Below are 20049 nucleotides of genomic sequence, written 5' to 3' on the forward strand. Positions count from 1 at the left end.
AATCATTTCCAGGACGGTTCTGAGGGTCGCCCTCGATGGCGGGGGCATGATCCGCGTATGCAGAAAGGAGGTATTTCCATGGGAGGAAGAGGTCCATCCGACAAGGGGGGTCACCGGGGATATTCCCGGCGTGAATTCATCAAGACCGTAGGCATCGGTTCCCTGGCGCTCTCCGGGCTTCAGCTCAGCCCGTTACGCGCCTGGGCGGCGGGAGGAAACGAGCGTTATGTCTGGGGCTGTCCGAGCGAGTTCCAGAGCCTGGATCCCCATGCCATTTACGACGTGACATCGGAGAATATCCGGCTCAACCTTTACGACCACCTCTATCGCTATCTGGACAATCCACCCAAGATTCATCCCTGGCTCGCCGAAAGCTACAAGGTCTCCAAGGATGAACTCAAGTGGACCTTCGTCCTTCGGAAGGGAGCCAAGTTCCACAACGGCGACGAGGTGACTGCTGAGGCGGTGAAGTACAGCATGGAACGTCTCCTTGCCCTGGGAAAGGGGGCCTCGGCGCTCTTCAAGCCGGTCGTCGATCCGGACGGGGTGAAGGTCAAGGACCGTTACACCATCGAGTTCGGCTTGAAGGAACCTTATGCGCCCTTCCTGTCCATCATGCCCACCTTTTGTGTGGTGAATCCCAAGGTGGTGGAGGGAAAACCCGGGGCCTGGGGAAGCGAGTGGCTCTCCAGGAACGATGCGGGATCGGGAGCATACATGCTTGAGGACTACAGCCCGGGTGTGGGCTGGAAGGCGAAGCGGTTCAAAGACCACTGGATGGGCTGGAAGGGACAACACGTGGACAAGATCGAATTCCGCACTATCCACGAGACGGCCTCCCGGGTCATGGCCCTCATGAAGGGCGATATTCACGGGTGCGATGGTTACCTCCCCGTGGAACAGATCGAAAAACTCGAGAAGGCCAAGGACATCACCGTTTACGAGGAACAGTCCATGCGGATCTTCCTGATCCGGATGCACAACCAGCGCGCCCCCTTCAACGATGTCCATGTGCGCCGCGCCATCTGCTACGCCTTTGATTACGACGCGTTCATCAACAAGGTTCTCAAAGGGCGTGTGGCCCGGAACCCCGGTCCTATTCCCAACAACATGTGGGGAGCGCCCGCAGACCTCAAGGGATATACCTTTGATCTGCAAAAGGCCAAGGAGGAACTCAAGAAGGCCAAGGTCAAAGTGGACCGTCCGTTGAACATCCATCCCATGACGGGTTACTCTCAAACCGACGACGCCGCCCTCATCCTCCAGGCGGGACTTCGTGAACTGGGTATCAAGGTCAATATCGTAAGGGAGACCTGGCCGACCCTTTCCGGAAAAACAAAGGATATCAACACGTCCCCCGACATGTGGATCCACTGGGTGAGCACCTATTACGCGGATCCTGAGAACTGGATCGGAGAGATGTACAGCTCCAGCCGGTGGGGGGCATGGAAGGCCTCGGCCTGGTACAAGAACCCGGAAGTGGATGAGATCCTCCGGAAGGCTCGTACTGTGAGTGACCAGGAGGTCCGAAGGAAACTCTACGAAAAGGCGAGCCGTATCGTGGTCAAGGATGCGGCCGACATCTGGATTTATAACACGAAGTGGTACGGTCCTTACCGGAACAACGTTAAGGGCCTGAGATTCTGCCCCATCGGAAACGGCCAGGAATGCCGCTGGATCTACCTGGTATGAGACGGCATCGGGCCTGAAGTTGAACCCTGCCTCCCCCGCAGCTCCACCCTGAGCGGAAGGGGGAGGCGTTCTTTTGTTTCGATATGCAGTTCAGTTTGTTGATATATACTTTAAAGAGGATCCTGTACGCCGTTCCCACGATTTTCGGTCTTCTCATCCTCGTGTTCGTGATTTCCCGTGTGATCCCGGCCGACCCGGCGGCCCTGGTGGCGGGCGAGATGGCCACCCCCGAGCAGGTTAAGGAACTGCGCCAGCGTTACCACTTCGACGATCCCCTGCATGTCCAGCTCGTCCTCTATTTCAAACAACTCGCACGGGGCGACCTGGGTATGAGCCTTTACTCGGGACGAAAGGTCCTGGACGATCTTGTGGAGCGTTTTCCGGCCACCCTGGAGCTGACCCTCGTTTCCATGCTCCTCTCGATACTTATCGGGGTACCCCTGGGGATCGTAGCGGCCCTCAAGCGCAATTCCACACTGGACCACCTGCTGCGGGGGGTGACGGTCGGGGGGCTGGCTATCGCGAGCTTCTGGCTGGGGATCATGCTCCAGCTCTTCTTCAGCATGTGGCTGGGCATCACCCCTCTTGGCGGACGGATCGACACTGAGCCTCCCACCTTCATCACCGGAATGTACATCCTGGATTCCCTCCTCACCCTCAATTGGGGGGCCCTTTGGAGTTCCCTACGGCATATGGCTCTCCCCGCCCTCACCCTGGCCTTCGCCTCCTTCGCCACCATCACCCGGTTTACCCGTTCCGGTGTCCTGGACGTGGTGCAGCAGGACTATATCCTCTATGAGAGGTCCATGGGTCTGCCCCCGCGGCTCATCATCTACAAGTACATGCTGCGGAACGCTATCATCGCCACCGTGACCCAGATCGGACTCCTGTTCGGCCTGCTCCTGGCCGGTACCGTTGTCATTGAGACGGTCTTCGACTGGCCGGGTCTGGGGCTTTACGCCTTCAACGCCATCGTGCTTTCGGATTATCAGGCCATCCTGGGGGTGACCCTCTGGGCGGGTATCGCTTACGTGACCGTGAATCTCCTGGTGGACGTGGCCATCAGCCTGGTCGATCCTAGGAAGGCGGAACTATGACAGGATTTCGGCTTGCATGGAGGAAGTTTACAAGGGACCGGCTGGCCTTAACGGGCTTCCTCATCATCCTTAGTCTCGTGGCAGCCGCATTGTTTGCAGGCCTTTTAGCCCCTTACCCCGAGGACACCTTTCGCATACATCCGGCCGAGCGGTTGAGCCCGCCTTCCGCTGAGCACCTTCTCGGAACGGACAGCATGGGCCGGGATATCCTGAGTCGTCTCCTTTTCGGCGCCAGGGTCACGCTTGTCATCTCAATGATCGCCGTGGGGGTCTCCCTCCTGATCGGTGTTCCCCTGGGGCTCCTGGCCGGGTACTTCGAGAACTGGTTCAGCGAGTTCATCATGCGGGTGGCGGATATCTTTCTGTCCATTCCCCAGGTGATCCTCGCCATCTTCCTCGCCCAGTCCTTCCGGCCGAGCATCCGGAGCGTTATCCTGGCCCTCTCCATCACATACTGGCCTTGGTTCACGAGGATCGTCTACGCGGAGACCCGCAGCCTGAAAAAGACGGCTTTCCTTGAGGCGACCGAGGCCTTGGGGGCCGGGACGATACGGACCGTTCTTCTTCACGTGCTCCCCAACGTGTCCTCTTCCATTATCGTTCGGAGCTCCATAGGTATGGGATTTACTATTCTTACGGCCGCGACCCTCGGATTCCTGGGCGTAGGGGCCCAGCCCCCGACCCCGGAATGGGGCGTGACGATCGCCGAGTCCAGGCAGTATCTACCTGATGCCTGGTGGTACGCCACCTTTCCGGGGCTGGCCATCTTTATTGTGGTCATGGGTTTCAACATGCTCGGGGACGGGCTCAGAGACATCCTGGATCCCCGGATTCGAAGGGGGTTTGATTAGCCTTGGCGCGCGATCGGAAAAACACCCTCCTCGCAGTCGAGGACCTCAGCGTCCATTTTCACACGGACCGGGGAGTGGTTCGGGCCTTGGAGCAGGTCCAATTGACCGTTGGAAAAGGGGAGGTGGTCGGGCTCATTGGCGAGAGTGGATCGGGCAAGACCACCACGGTGCGGAGCGTTCTGCGGATCCTTCCCCCTTCGGCACGAATTACAGAGGGTTCCGTGCATTTTCTGGGCAAGGATCTCTTGGCCATGCCTGAAAAGGAGCTGAACGAAACGGTCCGGGGACGCGGGATCACCCTCGTGCCACAGGATCCTTTCAACTCTTTAAACCCGGTGTTTACGGTAGGGACACAGATTCGTGACATCCTCAAGTGGAAGGGAGGAAAGGGGCTTTCGGAAGGAACGGGGTTGGAGCGGATCAAGGAGATACTCCAGGAGGTCCAGATCCCTTCGCCAGTAAAACAACTCCGGAAATACCCCCACCAGTTCAGCGGGGGGCAGCGCCAGCGCCTCATGATCGCCATGGCCCTGTTGCCCCGTCCGAGCCTGGTCATTGCGGATGAACCGACGACCGCCCTGGATGTGACGGTGGAGGCCCAGATCCTCCGGCTCTTCAGGGGCCTGGTGGAGGAAAGAGGAATCTCTGTCCTGTTCATCACTCATGATCTCGGAGTGGCGAGCCAGATCTGCAAAAGGATCGTAGTCATGTACGCGGGCCAGGACATGGAAGATGCGCCCGCCGAAAGGATCTTCGAGTCTCCCGGGCATCCCTATACTCGGGAGCTCCTGGAAAGTTTACCCAATCCCGAGGGGAACATCCGGGATATCCCCGGGGAGGTGCCGAGCCTCCTTAATCCGCCTGAAGGGTGCCGGTTCCATCCCCGTTGTCCCCTGGCCGAGGTCAGATGTACCCGGGAGCGGCCCCCTAAGGTTGAAATCGATTCAGAGCACTGGGTCCGGTGCTTTCGCCCGCTGGAGTAAGCTCATGGTGGAACCGATCCTCGAGGTTCGGCGATTGAAAAAGTATTTCAAGGGACCCGGCGGGTTCCTGGAACGCCGGGTCCCTCTTGTAAGGGCCCTGGACGGAGTCTCCTTCCGGGTCTTCCCCGGTGAGACCTTCGGGTTCGTGGGAGAGAGCGGCTGCGGCAAATCCACCCTGGGAAAGACTGTTCTCGGCATTTACCGGGCCACCGGGGGCGAGGTCCTTTTCAAGGGGAGAAATATCACCGGCCTTTCGAAGAGGGAGGCCATCCGGGTCAGGAAAGAGATCCAGTATGTCTACCAGGATCCTGGCTCTTCCTTGGACCCCCACTGGAAGATCAAGCGGATTCTCGCTGAACCCCTCCATATCCATACAGACTTGGACCGGAAGGCCATCGATGAGCGGATCCGGGAGATGCTCGGGGCGGTAGGTTTAGGAGAGGAGCATCTCACCCTCTATCCCCACGAATTCAGCGGCGGACAACAAAGACGGCTGGGTCTGGCCCGAATTCTTTGTCTGAATCCTTCTCTTGTCATCCTGGACGAGCCCACCTCGGGATTGGACGTCTCGGTCCAGGCCACGATCCTGAAACTTTTCCTGGACCTCAAGTCCAGGTTCGACCTGACTTATATCTTCATATCCCACAACTTGAGTGTCGTTCGCATGATGTGCCAGCGACTGGCGGTCATGTATGCCGGCAAGATCATGGAGATGGGAGAAACACCTGCCATTTTTGAAAATCCGGTCCATCCTTATACCCGGTTTCTCCTTTCGGCCATTCCGATAATCGGAAAAAAGGCAGGGAGCGGGGAAGAGATCTCGGTATCCGGGGAGCCGCCCAACCCGGAAGATTTTCCTCCCGGGTGCCGGTTTCATCCCCGATGCCCCCATGCAACCGATCTGTGCCGGAAAGACGCCCCCGAGCTGCGCCGGTTGGAAGAAAACCGCTGGATCGCCTGTCACCGGGACCTGTGAAATTGTGTCCAACAACCATATTTTGGGCATGAGAGCCTCATTCCTGAATCCCTGTCCGCCGCTTTCTGGCGGGCCTGCGCGCCTTGCACTTGCCTGCCTCAGGCAGGTCCCCTGAAAACTCGGAAATCGCTCAATTTAGGTAACAGGAGGAAATTTCATGAACACTGACAAGAAGGCCCTTCGCAGACAGGTCGCCCGCAGGATTGAGACCCATGCGAATGAACTGGTCAGAATCACCCGGGATCTCATTCGAATCCCATCGGTCAACCCGCCTGGCGATTATGAGGAAATGGCGGAGAAAATGGCCGAGCTGTACGAGGCCGAGGGCCTGAAACCGGTGGTCCTGCAAGCCCCCCGGGAAGAGGTGGAAGCCCTGGGCCTTGCCTGGCCCCGGCCGAATGTGGTGGCCCTGGCAGAGGGCTCGGAGCGAAAACCGGTATTTTGCCTGGACGCCCACATGGACGTAGTCGCCCCCGGAGAAGAGTCCCTGTGGACCCACCCCCCCTTCTCCGGGGCGTTCGTAGACGGGAGGGTTTACGGCCGAGGAGCTGAGGACACGAAGGGTCATCTGGCGATCCAGATCATCGTCTACCGGGCATTGCGGGAGGCCGGGATCAAGCTTAAAGGAGATCTCCTCCTCACGGCCACCGTGGATGATGAGATCGGGCAATGGCCGGGCATGGGATATCTAATCGAGCGGGGGCTGGAGGAAAGCGGTTTTCCACGTCCGGATTACCATGTCGTGGGGGAGCCGACCGGAATAGACCTCCTTGGCTGCCTGGCGCGGGGCAGGCTTTGGTATGAATTCATCCTCAAGGGACGATCCGCCCATGGGGGGAATCCTTCAGAAGGGGTTAACGCCATCGAGAAGGCGATCGATCTGGCGAACGCCGTCCGCCGTCTCGATCTGCATGCCGATCCCCTCATGGGGGCGACCACGGTAAACTTAGGCATTCTTCAAGGGGGAGAGGCGATCAACGTCGTCCCCGACCGCTGCAAGATCACCTTCGACATTCGCCCTGCTCGGAAAAAGGAGGTCATAAAGGAATTCATGGACCGAACCCTCCGGGATTTGCAGGAAAGGGATCCCGAATTCGTGGTGGAGAGCATGCGGTTGTTGAACGACAGGCAGACGGGCGGGATCGGCCCGGACCACCCCTTCGTACAGACGGTGCGCAGGATTACACGCGAGATGACGGGCAAGGAGGTGATTCCCACGGGAAACATGGAAGGATATTCATCTCTGGGGAATGCTTACTGGACCTCCCAGGCAGGCATTGCAGGCATCATGTACGGGGGAGGGGCCTTCTCCAGGGCCCACAGCGTGGATGAGTACATTACCGTGGATGAGCTGGTGGAGACCGCGAAGGTTTTTGCCGGCCTTGTTATTGAGCTTTGCGCCTAGATTCTCAGGGGAGGTAGACGCATGGAGGACCTTTCCGGGCAGGTGATCATGGTAACGGGGGCCTCACGGGGTATCGGACAGGCTGTGACCCATGTACTTCTTGCCCATGGGGCCCGGGTGGCGGCCTGCGCCAGGGGTCGCGAGGGGCTGGAGCGGCTCAAGGCGGGTGCGGGTAGGTCCTCTGAGGACCATCTCTTCACCTTCCCCTGCGATGTCTCCAGGGCCGAACAGGCGGCGGCCTTCGTGGAGGCGGCGGTCGGTCGGTTCGGGACCCTGGATGGCCTGGTGAACAATGCCGGGCTCTACCCGGTAACGAATTTCCTGGAGCTTGGTGAAGAGGAATGGGACCAGGTCCTCGGGGTGAATCTGAAGGGACCCTTTCTCCTTACCCAGGCCGTGGCCAGGGTCATGATAGAGAGAAAGGTCCGGGGCCGGGTCGTCAACGTGAGCTCGACGGCAAGCCTCGTTTCCCGGCCGGGCACAGCCCATTATGCTTCCTCCAAAGCCGGACTCAACATGCTCACCCGGGTCCTCGCGGTGGAATTGGCCCCTTTCGGCATCCGGGTGAACGCGGTACTGCCCGGCCTCATCGGCACGGAGGAAGTGATCTCCAGGTTGGGAGAAAGGGAGGCTGGAGCGGAACACGGGACCAAGCTCGCCCGAATTCCCTTGGGAGAGGCCGGGAGGCCGGGGGACGTGTCGGACGCCGTCCTCTATCTTCTCTCAGAAAAGAGCAGGTATTGTACCGGGGCCCTCTTGGTGGTGGATGGCGGATACTCCCTGGGAATCCCCTCTTATGGGGCCGGATCCGGGAAGAACGAGAAGGGCGGGGTATTTCAGGAGCCGTGAATTCGGAGCACGAGCCCTGCCAACATGGCCGCACCAACCGGAAGAGCGGCGTCCGTGAAATCGAATTGATCGTTGTGCAGCCCCATAATTTTTTTGCCCGGGAGCGCCAGGCCCAGACGGAACAACACCCCACAGGGGCCCTCCTGGAGGTAGAGTGAGAAATCCTCTGAACCCATGGTAGGCCCTGGAAGTTCTTCGACCCGGTCCGGGCCCAGCACTTCCCTCGCCGTTTCCTCGACCGTGCGGGTAAGTTCCGGGTCGTTCACGAGGGGTGGGACGAGTTCCGTCCATTCGAGATCCCCCTCGCATCCAAAGGCTGTGGCTGTTCCTTTGACCACGCGTTCCAGCCGTCGGCGGATTTCCTCCCGAAGTCCCTCCCGCATGCAACGGACGGTTCCTTCCAGCAGGGCCTCCCGGGGGATTACATTGAAGGCCCGGCCCCCTTCCATGGTGCAGACAGATAGGACAGCCCGCTCCAGGGCATCCGTTTCGCGGCTGATGATCCCCTGCATCGCTGTAACGGCATGGGCTGCTGCGAGGATCGGGTCCACGGCCCTGTGGGGATAGGCCCCGTGCCCGCCCCGCCCCTTGATGCGGACCTTGAATCGGTCGGCCGATGCCATGGCGGGTCCTGCCAGGACCCCGATCTTGCCCACTGCGATATAGGGCCACCCGTGGGCTGCGATGATCCGGTCCAACGGAGGGTTCTGAAGGCAACCCGCGGCGATCAATGCCCGGGCACCGGTCAAAAGTTCCTCGGCCGGTTGGAAAAGGAATTTGACGACGCCGGAGAATCGGTCCCGCAAGCCTGAGAGAATGTGGGCCGTACCCAGGAGAAGGGCCACGTGGCCGTCATGGCCGCAGGCATGCATCACCCCTCTGTTTTCGGAGGCATAAGGGAGTCCCGTCCTCTCGGTCACCGGAAGGGCGTCCATGTCCGCGCGGAGACCGGTGGCGGTATCCGGTCCGGACCCGGATCCTCTCAAGAGAGCGACCACGCCGGTTTCAAGTTCCAAGGGCTGGATCTCCAGCCCGAGGCGGGCCAGTTCCTCCCTTACGAGAGCGGTGGTTTTTCTTTCCTGGAATCCCAGTTCGGGATTCTTGTGGATTCCGCGGCGGATTTCGGTAAGGTATCCCTCCAATTCTCTCGCCTGCTCCAAGATGCCTCGCAGCTCCATTCCGCTTCCTCCTTTCATCTCTCTTGCGTTTCGGGTCCAAAGCAGGGATCCGGGGCCTTGGCGGCGATTCCCGTCTGAGTCGGGAATCCCCCGGCTATTCCCCGAATCTCATCCTGCTCTTCGATCACGCGCATTTCCTTCCACTTGCCCTGCTTGTATCGGAGCATGAAGGCGACGCCAAGGGCACAGACGTAAAGGGTGGCGATGGTCCAGACCGTGAAAAGTCCCCCGCCGAAGACCTCCACCGCCAGGTAGGTGGGGATAATCATCATGCCCAGACACATGGCTCCCACGGTCCACATGATGAACCGAGTGTCACCGGCACCCTTTATTGCTCCCGAAAAAATCAGGTTCAGGGAATCGAAGAGGCAGAAGACGGCCACGAAGCGGAGCAAGATGACCCCCAGGTCGCTGATTTCGGCGTACTCGAGGGCGCTGGAGGCGCCGTCCTTGAATAGGTCGAGGAGAGGCCTTGGGGTTAGAAGAAAAACTGCTGAAATCAGCATCATGTAGAACAGGGTAATGTGAAGCGCACTGGAGGTGGAGTAGACTCCATCCTCGGGATTGCCCCGGCCCACTGCCTGGCCCACGAGGGTGGAGTTTCCGATATGGAAACCCACCATGGGCAGGAAGGACAATGATTCAATGGAAAGTACGATGTTGGAGGCGGCAAGCTCCAGGTCCCCCAGGCGGCCGATCATCTGAATGAAGAAGGTGAACCCTGAGATTTCCAGAAAAAATTGGATGCCGCTTGGAAGGCCATAACGCATGAGACGGCCGAAGAGATCCCTGTCGAATCTTCGGGCCCGCCAGGTCCCGTAAGTTCGTCGGTTGCCCCGGCTGAAGATGAGCAGGGCCAGGACAGTGACGATGACGGCGTAAGCCGCAACGGTGGCGATCCCCGCACCCACGATCCCGAGTTCCGGAAAGGGCCCCACACCGTTGATGAGGCAGTAGTCCAAAGGGATGTTGACCGCGGCTCCCGTCATGTGAACCGCCATAGTAGTCCAGGTCAGCCCACGACCCGTATAAAATGCGGCCAGGGCCGAGCCCAGCACCGGGAGCCCGGCCCCAAGGGTCAGGATGTTGAAGTAGGTCACTTCCAGGGTGCGAACCTGGGGTGAGTGTCCTATAAGGTTGAAAAGTTGTTTCGAAACAAAACAGAGGGATGCAAGGAAAAGCGCTGAGAACAGAGAAAAATAGATCCCCTGCCACAGGGACGCTCCGACCTTGGTGTAGGCCCGCGCGCCGGTGTACTGAGCGACAAAGGCGTTTGTGTATGTGGCCACCCCCATGAAGAAGGAGATGGCCGTAAAGGAGAGGATACCCGCCGGAAGGGCTGCTGAGATGGCATTGATGGAGTAATTGGCCAGGAACACCCGGTCCGTAAACTGCATGAGGGTGAGCGAACCCATGGAGGCCACGAGCGGCAGGCTGATGGCCAGGACATCTCGGTATCCGTTAGGGTGTTTCCAGCGCTCAATCATCATGAATCCTTTTTTTAGTAGGGTTCAAGGATTCAAGGGGCCCAGGGTTCGAGTGAGAAACCGGGATTTAAAGTAAAGATGTTTTTCACTTGACCCCTTGGCCCCTAAGCTTACGGCTTCAGCCGATAGTAGTTTAATCCTCGAAATACTCCAATGTATGGATGCCTGTCCCTCCTGGCATCCCTCACGGGGCGGTTAAAATTTTCGCCTTCCTTGACCCTTGGACAAAATTGAACATTTTTCAAAGGTCTCGATGCCTGAAGGGGCGCGCTTCACGGTACGGTGGCGGGGGTTGTGCAAGGCCTTGCCGCTGACAATGTCAATTTGGAAAAGGGGAACGGCCTTTGCCGGGAAAGGAAATTGACGTGTCAGGGAGAAAGAGGGTGTAATAGAATGAAACTCCCGGTCAACCAGTCAATCTTTCATCCTGCCCGGTTAAGCCTTAACAGGATGGATTTATTTATTGCCCCATTCGTGGAATGAAAGAAAGACTCTCGCTTTCAGTTCGATCGTTTTTTTAATTCCAAAATGCCTCGAGCGGGACACACAGGAGCATTTGTCGGAAAACCAGGAGATGCGCGAGACAGCGGCTGTCATTGTGAATCCGATCGCGGGAAAGAGGGATGGCCTCAGACGTGCGGAGTCGGTGCTGAGAATCCTGGAGAAGGCCGGCCTAAGGGCTGTTTCCCTCGAAACCCGGAGACCTGGACACGGACGGGAATTGGCAAGGGAACATGCCAAGCGCGTTCAGGTCCTGGTTTGCGTGGGAGGGGATGGGACCCTTAACGAGGTCGTAAACGGTCTGATGGACGCCTCATCCGAGACACCGGTGGCCGTGATTCCCGCGGGAACCGCCAATATGGTATCAAAGGAACTTGGACTTCCACCCGATTTAAGTTCTCAGGTGAGACCGGCCGTTGAGGGTGGGTTGTGCTGGATCGATCTGGGGTGTACGGGGGAGAGGTTCTTCCTCTTATGCGCAGGGGCGGGGTTTGATGCGGCCGTGGTGGAGGCCATGGCCAGGAAACGGCAGGGGCGCGCCATTTCCCTGAGGAGTTATCTCCCCCTGGTGATGGCCAAGATGTTTCAATACCCCTTCCCCCCGATACGGGTCAAAGTGGACGGCAACCTGGTGGATGAGGAGACCATCCTGGCTGTGGTGGGAAATATGCCGCGCTACGGTGGGTTTTTCAAACTATTTCGAGATGCCACACCCCAGGATGGCTTCCTGGATGTTTGTTGCTTCAAGAGGAAAAGCCCCATCAACTTCGTGCGCCATGCATACTCGGCCTATCGGGGAAGCCTCCACGAGGTAGAGGGGGATGTGGCCTTTCACAGGGGGAAAGAGATTATCCTCGACTCGGAAGGGCGGGTTCCTTTCCATGTGGATGGGGATCCCTTTGGAGAACTCCCGGCACGGATCCACGTAGTTCCCAGGGCCGTTTCCCTTTGTGTCCCTGAAAGGACAACGGCGCGCCTCTGGAGGCCCTAAGATAGAATAGGCCGAATTTTTCGATGAAATCGGCAACATTTGGTGTAGCCAAAAGCAACACATTTCATATCTAACTGAAATAATTGAAACAATAAATTAAGCGGACCGGTTTTGTCTTGACTTCCTGTAGCCTTTCTTTCCTCTTGGAACACGCTTCATTTTTCCCCTGCTCATCATTACATTCAGCGAATCATCGCTAACTTGCCGACAATTCAGGTGGTTAGGTGGCCCCGACCAACGAAAGTCCACCCTGGCATCCCCATTGCACTAAAACACACCTGATGAAAGGGGTAATGAATGGGGATTGGACAAGGATGAGAGAAGATCTCAAGGGGAAGGAGGAAAAGGGATGCCAGGAAAAGCAAAAGATCGGGAAAAGAAGAAAGGGATCATGGGTTTCCAGGTGCTTGAAAAGGAATGCATCTGGATGAAGGCGGGGGTCGTCAACTTTCGACTCTGCGACAATGCTTATGATTGTTTCAATTGCCCCTTTGACAGGGGTATGCGGAAGGCCATGGAAAAGGAGGGTTCGCCCGACTCAAGGGGCAGCCAACCGGGATGGGTGCAGCAGTTGAAGGAGCGCTATCGTGGGGCTTCCAGGCCATGCCGTCATTACTTGACGGGCCACATCGAGGCGCCCAAGATCTGTTCCTGGAACTATGAATGTTACCACTGTCCTTACGACCAGATGATGGATGAACTGGACATGACGGGCATGGGGAGCGCACCTGCCTATCGCCGGGTTTCAGGTTTCAAGATGGCGGAGGGATATTACTATCACATGGGTCATGCCTGGGCACGTTTCGAGCACGGGGGCCGGGTGAGGGTCGGCCTGGACGGCTTTGCGACAAAGCTGTTCGGTGCCATTCAAGACCTGAGCCTCCCACCCCTGGGGGCAGCCCTGAAACAGGACCAGGTTGGATGGGTCTTTGGGCGGGATGAGCGGAGGGCCGCCGTGCTCTCCCCCGTGTCCGGCACCGTGCTTGCAGTTAACCACAAGGCAGGGGAATACCCGGCACTCGCTAGTCAAGACCCTTACAGGGAGGGGTGGCTGCTTATCATTGAGCCCGATCTTCCCAAACGAAATCTCAAGAATCTCTATTTCGAAGAGGAAAGTTACCGGTGGATGGAGAGGGAGAGTCGCAAACTGATGGCCCTCATAGGGCAAGATTATGAAAAACTCGCGGCCACGGGCGGCGAAGTCCTGGACGACCTCTATGGTCGTTACCCGGATCTGGGATGGGATCGCCTGGTGCAAGAGTTTCTCCATACGGAAGCGACTTAGTTTCCCGGGGTTTTTCAGGAATTGTAAACGTCCCTGTACCGGGAAAAACTTCAAGGGGGGAGTGGAGGGGTTGATCGAGAATCGTGCTTCAAGGCCGCGAAGCGCGCTTGAAGGCATCCCGGAGGTAGAGAGAGCAATACTTGCAAAGGAAAAGAGGGGTCTGGTCCAGGTCCCTCAAGCTGCCTGAAAAGTGCATGACACACCTTTTCTCCCGGCAATGGAGGAGATCGAAAAGGTGTCCGGTTTCATGGAGGGCGACCTTGGCGGTTCTTTCGAGGAGTTGAGAAAGGGGTGCTGGGGCGCCGTCCTCCCTTTTCCTCAATCGGTGGAGAGAGACCAGTGCATGTCTGCCTCCCTGTTCGGCTTCACCGAAAACATGGGTGAGGATCGGGACGAAGAGGTCAACGTCCACAATACCGATCACTTTTTGAGAGTTTCGAAAGGGCCTTTTTCCCAGTGCCTTTAGAATGAGTCCGGCATCAAACTGGCGTCGCCCGGGGTCGAAGGCGTAGTCCGGATGCCCCATGGGTGAGAGGATGTCCACTTGTAGATGGAAGTATCCCAGGAGGTGGGCGGCAACGGTTTTTGCGAAAATCCCGTCCAGGTTTCCAATGGGTACGACGCCGACTCGTATCGGTTTTTCGTTCATGTGATGCTGTATCATCGGGCCTGATCAGGACGGGCGCTGCAGTCCGTACCTTTTGATCATCTTGTGTAACGTGACCCGGTTGATATCCAGGACCTCGGCGGCGCGGGTCACGTTCCACCCGCACTCTTCAAGGACTTTTTCGATGTACCGCCTTTCCACCTCCCGCAACGATCTCCGCTTCACCTCCAGGGGCTGGGGGGCAGCCAGGAAGGAGAAACTTTCACTCCCCAGCGTCCTTGACTTGGAGAGCACAACGGCCCGTTCAATGGCGTTCTCGAGTTCCCGCACGTTTCCCGGCCAATCGTACCTTTTCAAGATCTCCATGGCTTCCCGGTCGATATGGTCCACCCTCTTTGCCGTTTCCCTGCTGTATTTTTGGAGAAAATGCTGGACGAGCAGGGGTATGTCTTCCTTCCTTTCCCTCAAGGGGGGGACGCGAATCATGATCACGTTGATGCGGTAGTAGAAGTCCTCCCTGAAATTTCCTTGAGCGACCGCTTTTTCGAGGTTCCGTCTCGTGGCCGATATCAGCCGGAAATCCACGTCGATAGGATGCCGATCGCCGATCCGGGTGATCTTTTTTTCTTCCAGGACCCGCAAGAGGTCCACCTGCATCTTGGGACTTATCTCCCCGATTTCATCCAAAAAGAGAGTACCGCCGGATACGATGTCCAGGTAGCCCTTGCGGCCGCTGACAGCCCCGGTGAAGGCCCCCTTCCGGTATCCGAACAACTCGCTCTCCAGGAGCGTGTCGGGCAGTGCCCCGCAATTGATGGCCACAAAGGGACCGTTGGCCCGGGGGCTTTTGGCATGAATCGCTTTTGCGATCAGTTCCTTGCCCGTTCCGGTCTCTCCGACGATCAGGATGGAGGAATTGCTTTGGGCGACCTCCGGAATGAGCCGAAAGATCTCCTCCATCTTTGGGGACTGACCGATGATATTGTCGAATCGGGTCATTTCCTCGATTCGGTCCCTGAGATACCGGCATTGGGAAACCAGGGCCCTTTGTTGGGCCACCTTCTGCATGACAAGGGTTACCTGTTCAGGCTTGAATGGCTTGAGGAGGTAGTCGGTCGCCCCAAGTTTCATGGCCTTCACGGCCGTATCAATGGAGCCGTAGGCAGTGATAATAACGACGATGGTATCGGGGTACTCTTCCTTGATTCTCTCCAGTAATTCGATCCCGTCCATTCCCGGCATCTTGATGTCTACGAAGAGGAGGTCAAAGGCCGTCTTCTCCAGCTTCTCCAAGGCCTCGGATCCGGAGGCCGCAGCCTCCACCCGGTGTCCGTACTTTCGAAACCAGTGAATGAAGGATTCACGAATGATCATCTCATCATCCACGATCATGATGCTCATTTTTTCATCCATGATCTTCTCCGCGAATGGTCAAGGATTCGGGGATATGGGGAAGTTCAAGATAAACTTCGTGCCGGCACCCACCCGGCTCTCGATTCGAATCTTGCCACCGTGGGATCTCACGATTCCATGGACGATGGAAAGGCCCAGGCCGGTTCCCTCCCCTTCCTCCTTGGTTGTAAAAAAGGGATCAAAGATATGGTCGAGATCCTCTTCCCGAATCCCGCATCCGGTATCCTCTACGGTGACCTCGGCAAGTTCTTCGGATTCATCCCACTGCGTGGTGATGGAAAGTTTCCCTCCGTCGGGCATGGCCTCCATGGCGTTGAAGGCCAGATTGAGAAAACATTGCTGGAGCTGATTGACATCCCCCTGGACGATCAAGGGAGTGGTATGGAGGTTCAGGTAGAGTTGGATCTCCTGGAGTTCCATCTTATGGCGGGTCAGCGTGATGACTTCCCGTAGGACCTGGTTGAGGTCCAGGCGGCGAAACTTGCGGGTCGATTGACGGGAAAAGGAAAGAAGACCGGATATGATGTTTCCGCATCGTTCCAGTTCCCTGGACATGATGGGGAGAAACTCCCTGAATTTATTCAGTTCTTCAGGTCCAGGGTCACCTTCCTCGAGCATCTCCTCCATGAGTTTGCTGAATGTGAGCAACCCTTGAATCGGGTTGTTGATTTCGTGGACGCTGCTGGCCACGAGTTTTCCAAGGGACATGAGGCGGTCTTCCTGGATGAGCTTTTTCATGTCGGCCTTCACGGCCCTGAGGCGTCTTTCCCATCGTGTGGCCAGTTCATCAGTGATGTCTCTCCATACCTCGATGACCTGGATGATTTCGCCCTTTTGATCCTTGAGGGGATAGGTCACCATGTCGCAGTATATCGTCTGACCGCCCTTGACCGGATGTTCGTGGATGACATGGGCGGAGTTGCCGGTCCGCAACGTGTCCATCATGGGGCAGCCCTGCTCCGGGTGAGATACAGAGCAGGGGGCCGTGAGTTCATGGGTGATCTCATAACAATGGGCACCGATGACCTCTTCCCGCGGTTTCTGAACAGCGGCCAGGTATGGTTCATTGGCTTCCACGATGGTGAAATCCGGGTTCAGGACCACGATACGCTCGTTCGCCTGGTGGATGAGAAAGTCCGTGGCCGCCCGGGCGGAGGCCAACTGGTTTGCAGCGGATTTCAACTTTTGGTCTATATTGAAAAGGCCGGCCAATAATCTCCCGATGTTGCGGTCCAGCACACCGACACCCTCGGGTTTGAGGCAGATGAGGTCGTGGAAGACCTTGCGGTCATTGGTAAGCTCGATCAGGGCATGCAGGTTTTTGATCTTGAAGAGATCCTTAAGGTTTGTGGTGGTGAAAATACCCTTGGACTTTGCGTAAAGGAGCCCCTTGGCCCTGGGATTGATGTCGCAGACCCCTACTATGTTTATATCCAGGAAGTCGAGACTGCTTTTTTCAAGAAGACTTAAGATGACCTTGCAGCCCCTGCCTCCGCCCACGATGGCCAGATTCAGGGTCAATTTTCCGGGTGATTGCTCCAAGGGGTGCTCCTCTTAAAGTGCCGCTGGGCTGAAAGCCCGGAACGGGGTGAGTTTATTGTAAAAACGGCATTGGAGGCGACCGGCGTGGTGAGGGGATTTATATTTCCCTAGAAGATAAAGGTAAAAATCGCAGTGGTCAAGGGTGGGGTGCCCCTACGATGGCAGGCTCCTTTGATTTCCATAACGGATTTTTATCCGCCCTCGCAGAAAACCACGGGCTTGGCCGTGGATGAATGTGCAAACAATTGTTGTGCTACAGCGTGATGCGGCCCAAGGCCAGAGGCGGATAACCGCGGCGTAGCCGAAGGCGAAGACGGGTATTTTGGGGGACCACGGGTTTACCCGTGGGGCTCCATCAGCGTTAGAAGAGAACCGATTAACTCGTGCCCATCCATAAATGGCCAATTTCCGCAATCTCTGCGCCTGCCTGTGCCGGGCCTATCTGCCGTTCCGACGGGACAGGCAGGCACGGCAGACAGGTCAGGCTCAGATTTTAATGTCCCGGTCTTTAAATGGGAGAACCTTGGCCTTTCCAGGCGAAAACTTTAGCTGGATCGTTTTTTTTAGTAGGGTTCAAGGATTCAAGGGGCCCAGGGTTCGAGTGAGAAACCGGGATTTAAAGAAAGATGTTTTTCACTTGACCCCTCGACCCCTTGGCCCCTAAGCTTACGGCTTCAGCCGATAGTAGTTTAATCTTCAAAATACTACAATGTATGGACGCTTGTCCCGCTTGGCATCTCAAGCGGGGCGGTTAAAATCTTCGCCTTCCTTGACCTTGCACAAATTTTCTCATTTATGGATGGACACTAACTCATTTTTTTCTTGACAAAAGCACTCTTCAAACGTTCAATTATTGAACGCCAAATAGCGTTCAAAATTTGAACATTCTTCTTATGGGCCGATACACTACATAACTCTAAACTAAACTGAGCGTTTCAAAATTTTGAAACGCTCAGTTTAGGTCCAAATCGACGGACTACACTCTAGTGGAAAAAGAAGACTTTTATACGCTTCGCCTGATGGGAGAGATCGACCGGAACGGGAGTTTCAGTCAAAGAGAACTATCCCGCCGTCTCAACATCTCCCTCGGGCTGGTGAATGCGTTCCTTAAAAGACTGGTCAACAAGGGGTATTTCAAGGTCAAGACCATGCCCAGGAATCGGGTGAAATACTTTCTTACCCCCGAAGGGCTGGCGAGAAAAAGCAGGCTTACGGCGGAATACCTGAGGTATTCCGTTCATTTTTATAAGGATATCAAACATCTGCTTCTGAAAAAGTACGCCGAAATGGAAGAAAAGGGTGTCCAAAACATCCTTTTCTACGGAGCCGGTGAAGTCGCCGAACTCGCCTATCTCTACCTCCAACTCTCCAATCTCACCCTTATCGGCATCGTCGATGAGAAGCAAATCGGTAAGAATTTTTTCGGTCACCGGATTGCGGGAACGAGCCGCCTGAAGAAAAAGGACTGGGATATGGTCCTTCTCACCCGCTTGGATGATCCGGAGGCGGACATCAAGAACCTCATGGCAAACTGGGTCAATCGGGACAGGATCGCCACCATATGATGAAGATCGAAATCCCCAAGTGGTTCGCCGTACATACCCGCAGCAGGTTCGAGCAAAAGGTCCATGCCGCCCTGGCCGGCAAGTCTGTAGAGGCCTTCCTTCCCCGGATCCAGGTGATGAGCCGGAGGAAAGACCGCCGGAAAAAGATCCTTGTTCCCATGATTCCCGGATACGTCTTTGTTCGGTTCGATCTGGATCCAGAGGTTTACTGGGACATCATCAAGACCACGGGAGTCGTGAGAATGATCGGATTCGAGGGGAAACCCGTTCCGGTCAACGACGAGGAGATCGCCTCCCTGATGATCTTGGACGGTACGGATCGGACCGTTCAGAACCGGGAATACATGAAGCGGGGAGACCGGGTCATGATCATGGAGGGACCGTTGAAAGGCCTGGTCGGTTTTTATCTCCGTCACAAGGGAAAGGACAAGGTGGTGGTCAGCGTCGAGCTGCTTCGGCGGTCACTGGAAGTGGAAATCGAGGACTGGGCCCTGGAAAAGGTGTAGCCTTTCCATGATGGATGGGATCGTTCGCGGCCCGGCCTCTTTGGATAATTAACAGAGATTGATAATAATATCAATATGTTATCCTCTTCGGGAGCATGTAACCGAAAGGGGCGGAGCTATAACCGAAGCCCGGTTTTTCCAGTGGCTGGAGGGAGATAAGAAAAGATGAAAGATTTGATCACCGGCGGTGCAGGGTTCATTGGTTCTCACCTGGCTGAGAAATTGCTTGAACTGGGACACGAAGTCTACGTCATAGACAACCTGTGGACCGGAAAGCTAAAGAACCTGGAGAAGATCCAAAATAATCGTAAATTTCATTTGGTCGTGGATACTATCTTGAACGAGTCTGTGATGAACGAACTCATCTTCAAGGTGGACCACGTATACCACCTTGCGGCGGCGGTGGGGGTGCGCAATATCATGGATCACCCCGTGGAGACCCTGGATATCAACGTCAAGGGGACCGAAACGGTCTTGAGGCTGGCCAATCGTTTCAAGAAAAAGGTGTTCATCGCCTCGACATCCGAGATCTACGGAAAGCACCTGGATCATACGCTTTCAGAGGACGACAACCGGGTGATGGGAACCGTAAAGAAGAGGCGCTGGGCCTATGCCTGCTCCAAGACATTGGACGAGTTCCTGGCCCTGGCCTATTTTGATGAGAAAAAGCTCCCCGTGGTGGTCGGACGTCTTTTTAACACGGTGGGGCCGAGACAGACCGGCCAATACGGCATGGTACTGCCCAGCTTTGTCCAGAGCGCCCTGCTGGGAAAACCCATAACGGTGTTCGGTGACGGGACCCAGACCCGCAGCTTCACCCATGTCAAGGACGTGGTCAGCGCCCTCACTCGGCTGATGGACGAACCACGGGCCGAAGGGGATATCTTCAATATCGGGAACGATCACGAGGTGAGCATCAACGATCTGGCACATAAAGTAAAAGAAATGACGGGAAGCGAGTCCGAGATCGAGCATATCCCGTACGAGAAGGCCTATGGTCCGGGTTTCGAGGATATGGAGAGAAGATGTCCCAACATCGACAAGATCCAGAACCTCATCGGGTTCAGGCCGGAACATGATCTCGAAAAGATCATTCAAGACGTGATCGATTATTTCAAGGA

General features: G+C 56.5%; 17 protein-coding genes. 12 read left to right on the forward strand and 5 right to left on the reverse strand.

Features of this window, described 5'->3' with window-relative positions:
- The first annotated feature begins 78 nt into the window (after positions 1 to 78).
- From JRF57_14145 to JRF57_14175, 7 genes are all read left to right on the forward strand, one after another.
- Positions 79 to 1692, forward strand: coding sequence for an ABC transporter substrate-binding protein (locus JRF57_14145; protein MBW2304840.1), 1614 nt, complete (start codon positions 79 to 81; stop codon positions 1690 to 1692).
- An 83-nt stretch (positions 1693 to 1775) separates the two neighbouring features.
- Entirely contained in the window at positions 1776 to 2789 is a 1014-nt protein-coding gene (locus JRF57_14150; GenBank protein MBW2304841.1) for an ABC transporter permease, read from the forward strand.
- Entirely contained in the window at positions 2786 to 3640 is an 855-nt protein-coding gene (locus JRF57_14155) for an ABC transporter permease (GenBank protein MBW2304842.1), read from the forward strand. Before JRF57_14150 ends, JRF57_14155 begins: the two co-directional genes overlap by 4 nt.
- 2 nt (positions 3641 to 3642) lie before the next feature.
- Entirely contained in the window at positions 3643 to 4623 is a 981-nt protein-coding gene (locus JRF57_14160) for an ABC transporter ATP-binding protein (GenBank protein MBW2304843.1), read from the forward strand.
- Between the two features lie 4 nt (positions 4624 to 4627).
- A complete protein-coding gene (locus tag JRF57_14165; protein MBW2304844.1) occupies positions 4628 to 5599 on the forward strand; it encodes an ATP-binding cassette domain-containing protein in 972 nt (323 codons plus the stop codon).
- Between the two features lie 157 nt (positions 5600 to 5756).
- Entirely contained in the window at positions 5757 to 7004 is a 1248-nt protein-coding gene (locus JRF57_14170) for a M20 family metallopeptidase (protein MBW2304845.1), read from the forward strand.
- Between the two features lie 21 nt (positions 7005 to 7025).
- Positions 7026 to 7853, forward strand: a complete 828-nt coding sequence (locus JRF57_14175; GenBank protein MBW2304846.1) for an SDR family oxidoreductase — start codon at positions 7026 to 7028, stop codon at positions 7851 to 7853.
- Here JRF57_14175 and JRF57_14180 read toward each other — a convergent pair.
- Positions 7841 to 9031: an amidohydrolase gene (locus JRF57_14180; GenBank protein MBW2304847.1), complete on the reverse strand. Its 1191-nt coding sequence runs from the start codon at positions 9029 to 9031 to the stop codon at positions 7841 to 7843. The two genes, JRF57_14175 and JRF57_14180, sit on opposite strands and share 13 nt — an antisense overlap.
- Positions 9032 to 9045: 14 nt before the next feature.
- Positions 9046 to 10518 carry an MATE family efflux transporter gene (locus tag JRF57_14185; protein MBW2304848.1) on the reverse strand — a complete coding sequence of 491 codons (1473 nt, stop codon included), beginning with the start codon at positions 10516 to 10518 and terminating at the stop codon, positions 9046 to 9048.
- 574 nt (positions 10519 to 11092) lie between these two features.
- Here JRF57_14185 and JRF57_14190 point away from each other — a divergent pair.
- Together JRF57_14190 and JRF57_14195 are read left to right on the forward strand one after the other, a co-directional pair.
- Positions 11093 to 12010 carry a diacylglycerol kinase family lipid kinase gene (locus JRF57_14190; GenBank protein ID MBW2304849.1) on the forward strand — a complete coding sequence of 306 codons (918 nt, stop codon included), beginning with the start codon at positions 11093 to 11095 and terminating at the stop codon, positions 12008 to 12010.
- Between the two features lie 349 nt (positions 12011 to 12359).
- Positions 12360 to 13295, forward strand: coding sequence for a glycine cleavage system protein H (locus JRF57_14195; protein ID MBW2304850.1), 936 nt, complete (start codon positions 12360 to 12362; stop codon positions 13293 to 13295).
- 88 nt (positions 13296 to 13383) lie between these two features.
- Here the strand turns inward: JRF57_14195 and JRF57_14200 are convergent, their stop codons facing one another.
- The 3 genes from JRF57_14200 to JRF57_14210 are packed head-to-tail and all read right to left on the reverse strand — an operon-like array spanning position 13384 to position 16857.
- On the reverse strand, positions 13384 to 13944 hold the full coding sequence (locus JRF57_14200) for an archaemetzincin family Zn-dependent metalloprotease (GenBank protein MBW2304851.1): 561 nt from the start codon (positions 13942 to 13944) through the stop codon (positions 13384 to 13386).
- A gap of 24 nt (positions 13945 to 13968) precedes the next feature.
- Positions 13969 to 15315 (reverse strand): sigma-54-dependent Fis family transcriptional regulator, encoded by a 1347-nt coding sequence (locus JRF57_14205; GenBank protein ID MBW2304852.1) that lies wholly within the window; start codon positions 15313 to 15315, stop codon positions 13969 to 13971.
- A gap of 18 nt (positions 15316 to 15333) precedes the next feature.
- Entirely contained in the window at positions 15334 to 16857 is a 1524-nt protein-coding gene (locus JRF57_14210) for a PAS domain-containing protein (GenBank protein ID MBW2304853.1), read from the reverse strand.
- Between the two features lie 986 nt (positions 16858 to 17843).
- Between JRF57_14210 and JRF57_14215 the strand changes: the two genes are divergently transcribed.
- The 3 genes from JRF57_14215 to JRF57_14225 all read left to right on the forward strand — a co-directional run.
- Positions 17844 to 18422, forward strand: a complete 579-nt coding sequence (locus JRF57_14215; GenBank protein MBW2304854.1) for a winged helix-turn-helix transcriptional regulator — start codon at positions 17844 to 17846, stop codon at positions 18420 to 18422.
- Entirely contained in the window at positions 18419 to 18928 is a 510-nt protein-coding gene (locus tag JRF57_14220) for a UpxY family transcription antiterminator (GenBank protein MBW2304855.1), read from the forward strand. Before JRF57_14215 ends, JRF57_14220 begins: the two co-directional genes overlap by 4 nt.
- 165 nt (positions 18929 to 19093) lie before the next feature.
- Positions 19094 to 20049, forward strand: a 956-nt coding sequence (locus tag JRF57_14225) for a GDP-mannose 4,6-dehydratase (protein MBW2304856.1), incomplete at its 3' end; no start/stop codon positions are given.

The organism is Deltaproteobacteria bacterium (genome assembly GCA_019310525.1).
In the GTDB taxonomy this organism is placed as follows: Bacteria; Desulfobacterota; DSM-4660; order Desulfatiglandales; family HGW-15; genus JAFDEE01.

Coding starts and splice junctions, on each gene's coding strand:
- JRF57_14190 (MBW2304849.1), top strand. CDS start 11,093: ATGCGCGAGACAGCGGCTGTCATTGTGAATCCGATCGCGGGAAAGAGG.
- JRF57_14205 (MBW2304852.1), bottom strand. CDS start 15,315: ATGGATGAAAAAATGAGCATCATGATCGTGGATGATGAGATGATCATT.
- JRF57_14195 (MBW2304850.1), top strand. CDS start 12,360: ATGCCAGGAAAAGCAAAAGATCGGGAAAAGAAGAAAGGGATCATGGGT.
- JRF57_14150 (MBW2304841.1), top strand. CDS start 1,776: ATGCAGTTCAGTTTGTTGATATATACTTTAAAGAGGATCCTGTACGCC.
- JRF57_14200 (MBW2304851.1), bottom strand. CDS start 13,944: ATGAACGAAAAACCGATACGAGTCGGCGTCGTACCCATTGGAAACCTG.
- JRF57_14185 (MBW2304848.1), bottom strand. CDS start 10,518: ATGATTGAGCGCTGGAAACACCCTAACGGATACCGAGATGTCCTGGCC.
- JRF57_14145 (MBW2304840.1), top strand. CDS start 79: ATGGGAGGAAGAGGTCCATCCGACAAGGGGGGTCACCGGGGATATTCC.
- JRF57_14165 (MBW2304844.1), top strand. CDS start 4,628: ATGGTGGAACCGATCCTCGAGGTTCGGCGATTGAAAAAGTATTTCAAG.
- JRF57_14175 (MBW2304846.1), top strand. CDS start 7,026: ATGGAGGACCTTTCCGGGCAGGTGATCATGGTAACGGGGGCCTCACGG.
- JRF57_14180 (MBW2304847.1), bottom strand. CDS start 9,031: ATGGAGCTGCGAGGCATCTTGGAGCAGGCGAGAGAATTGGAGGGATAC.
- JRF57_14155 (MBW2304842.1), top strand. CDS start 2,786: ATGACAGGATTTCGGCTTGCATGGAGGAAGTTTACAAGGGACCGGCTG.
- JRF57_14170 (MBW2304845.1), top strand. CDS start 5,757: ATGAACACTGACAAGAAGGCCCTTCGCAGACAGGTCGCCCGCAGGATT.
- JRF57_14220 (MBW2304855.1), top strand. CDS start 18,419: ATGATGAAGATCGAAATCCCCAAGTGGTTCGCCGTACATACCCGCAGC.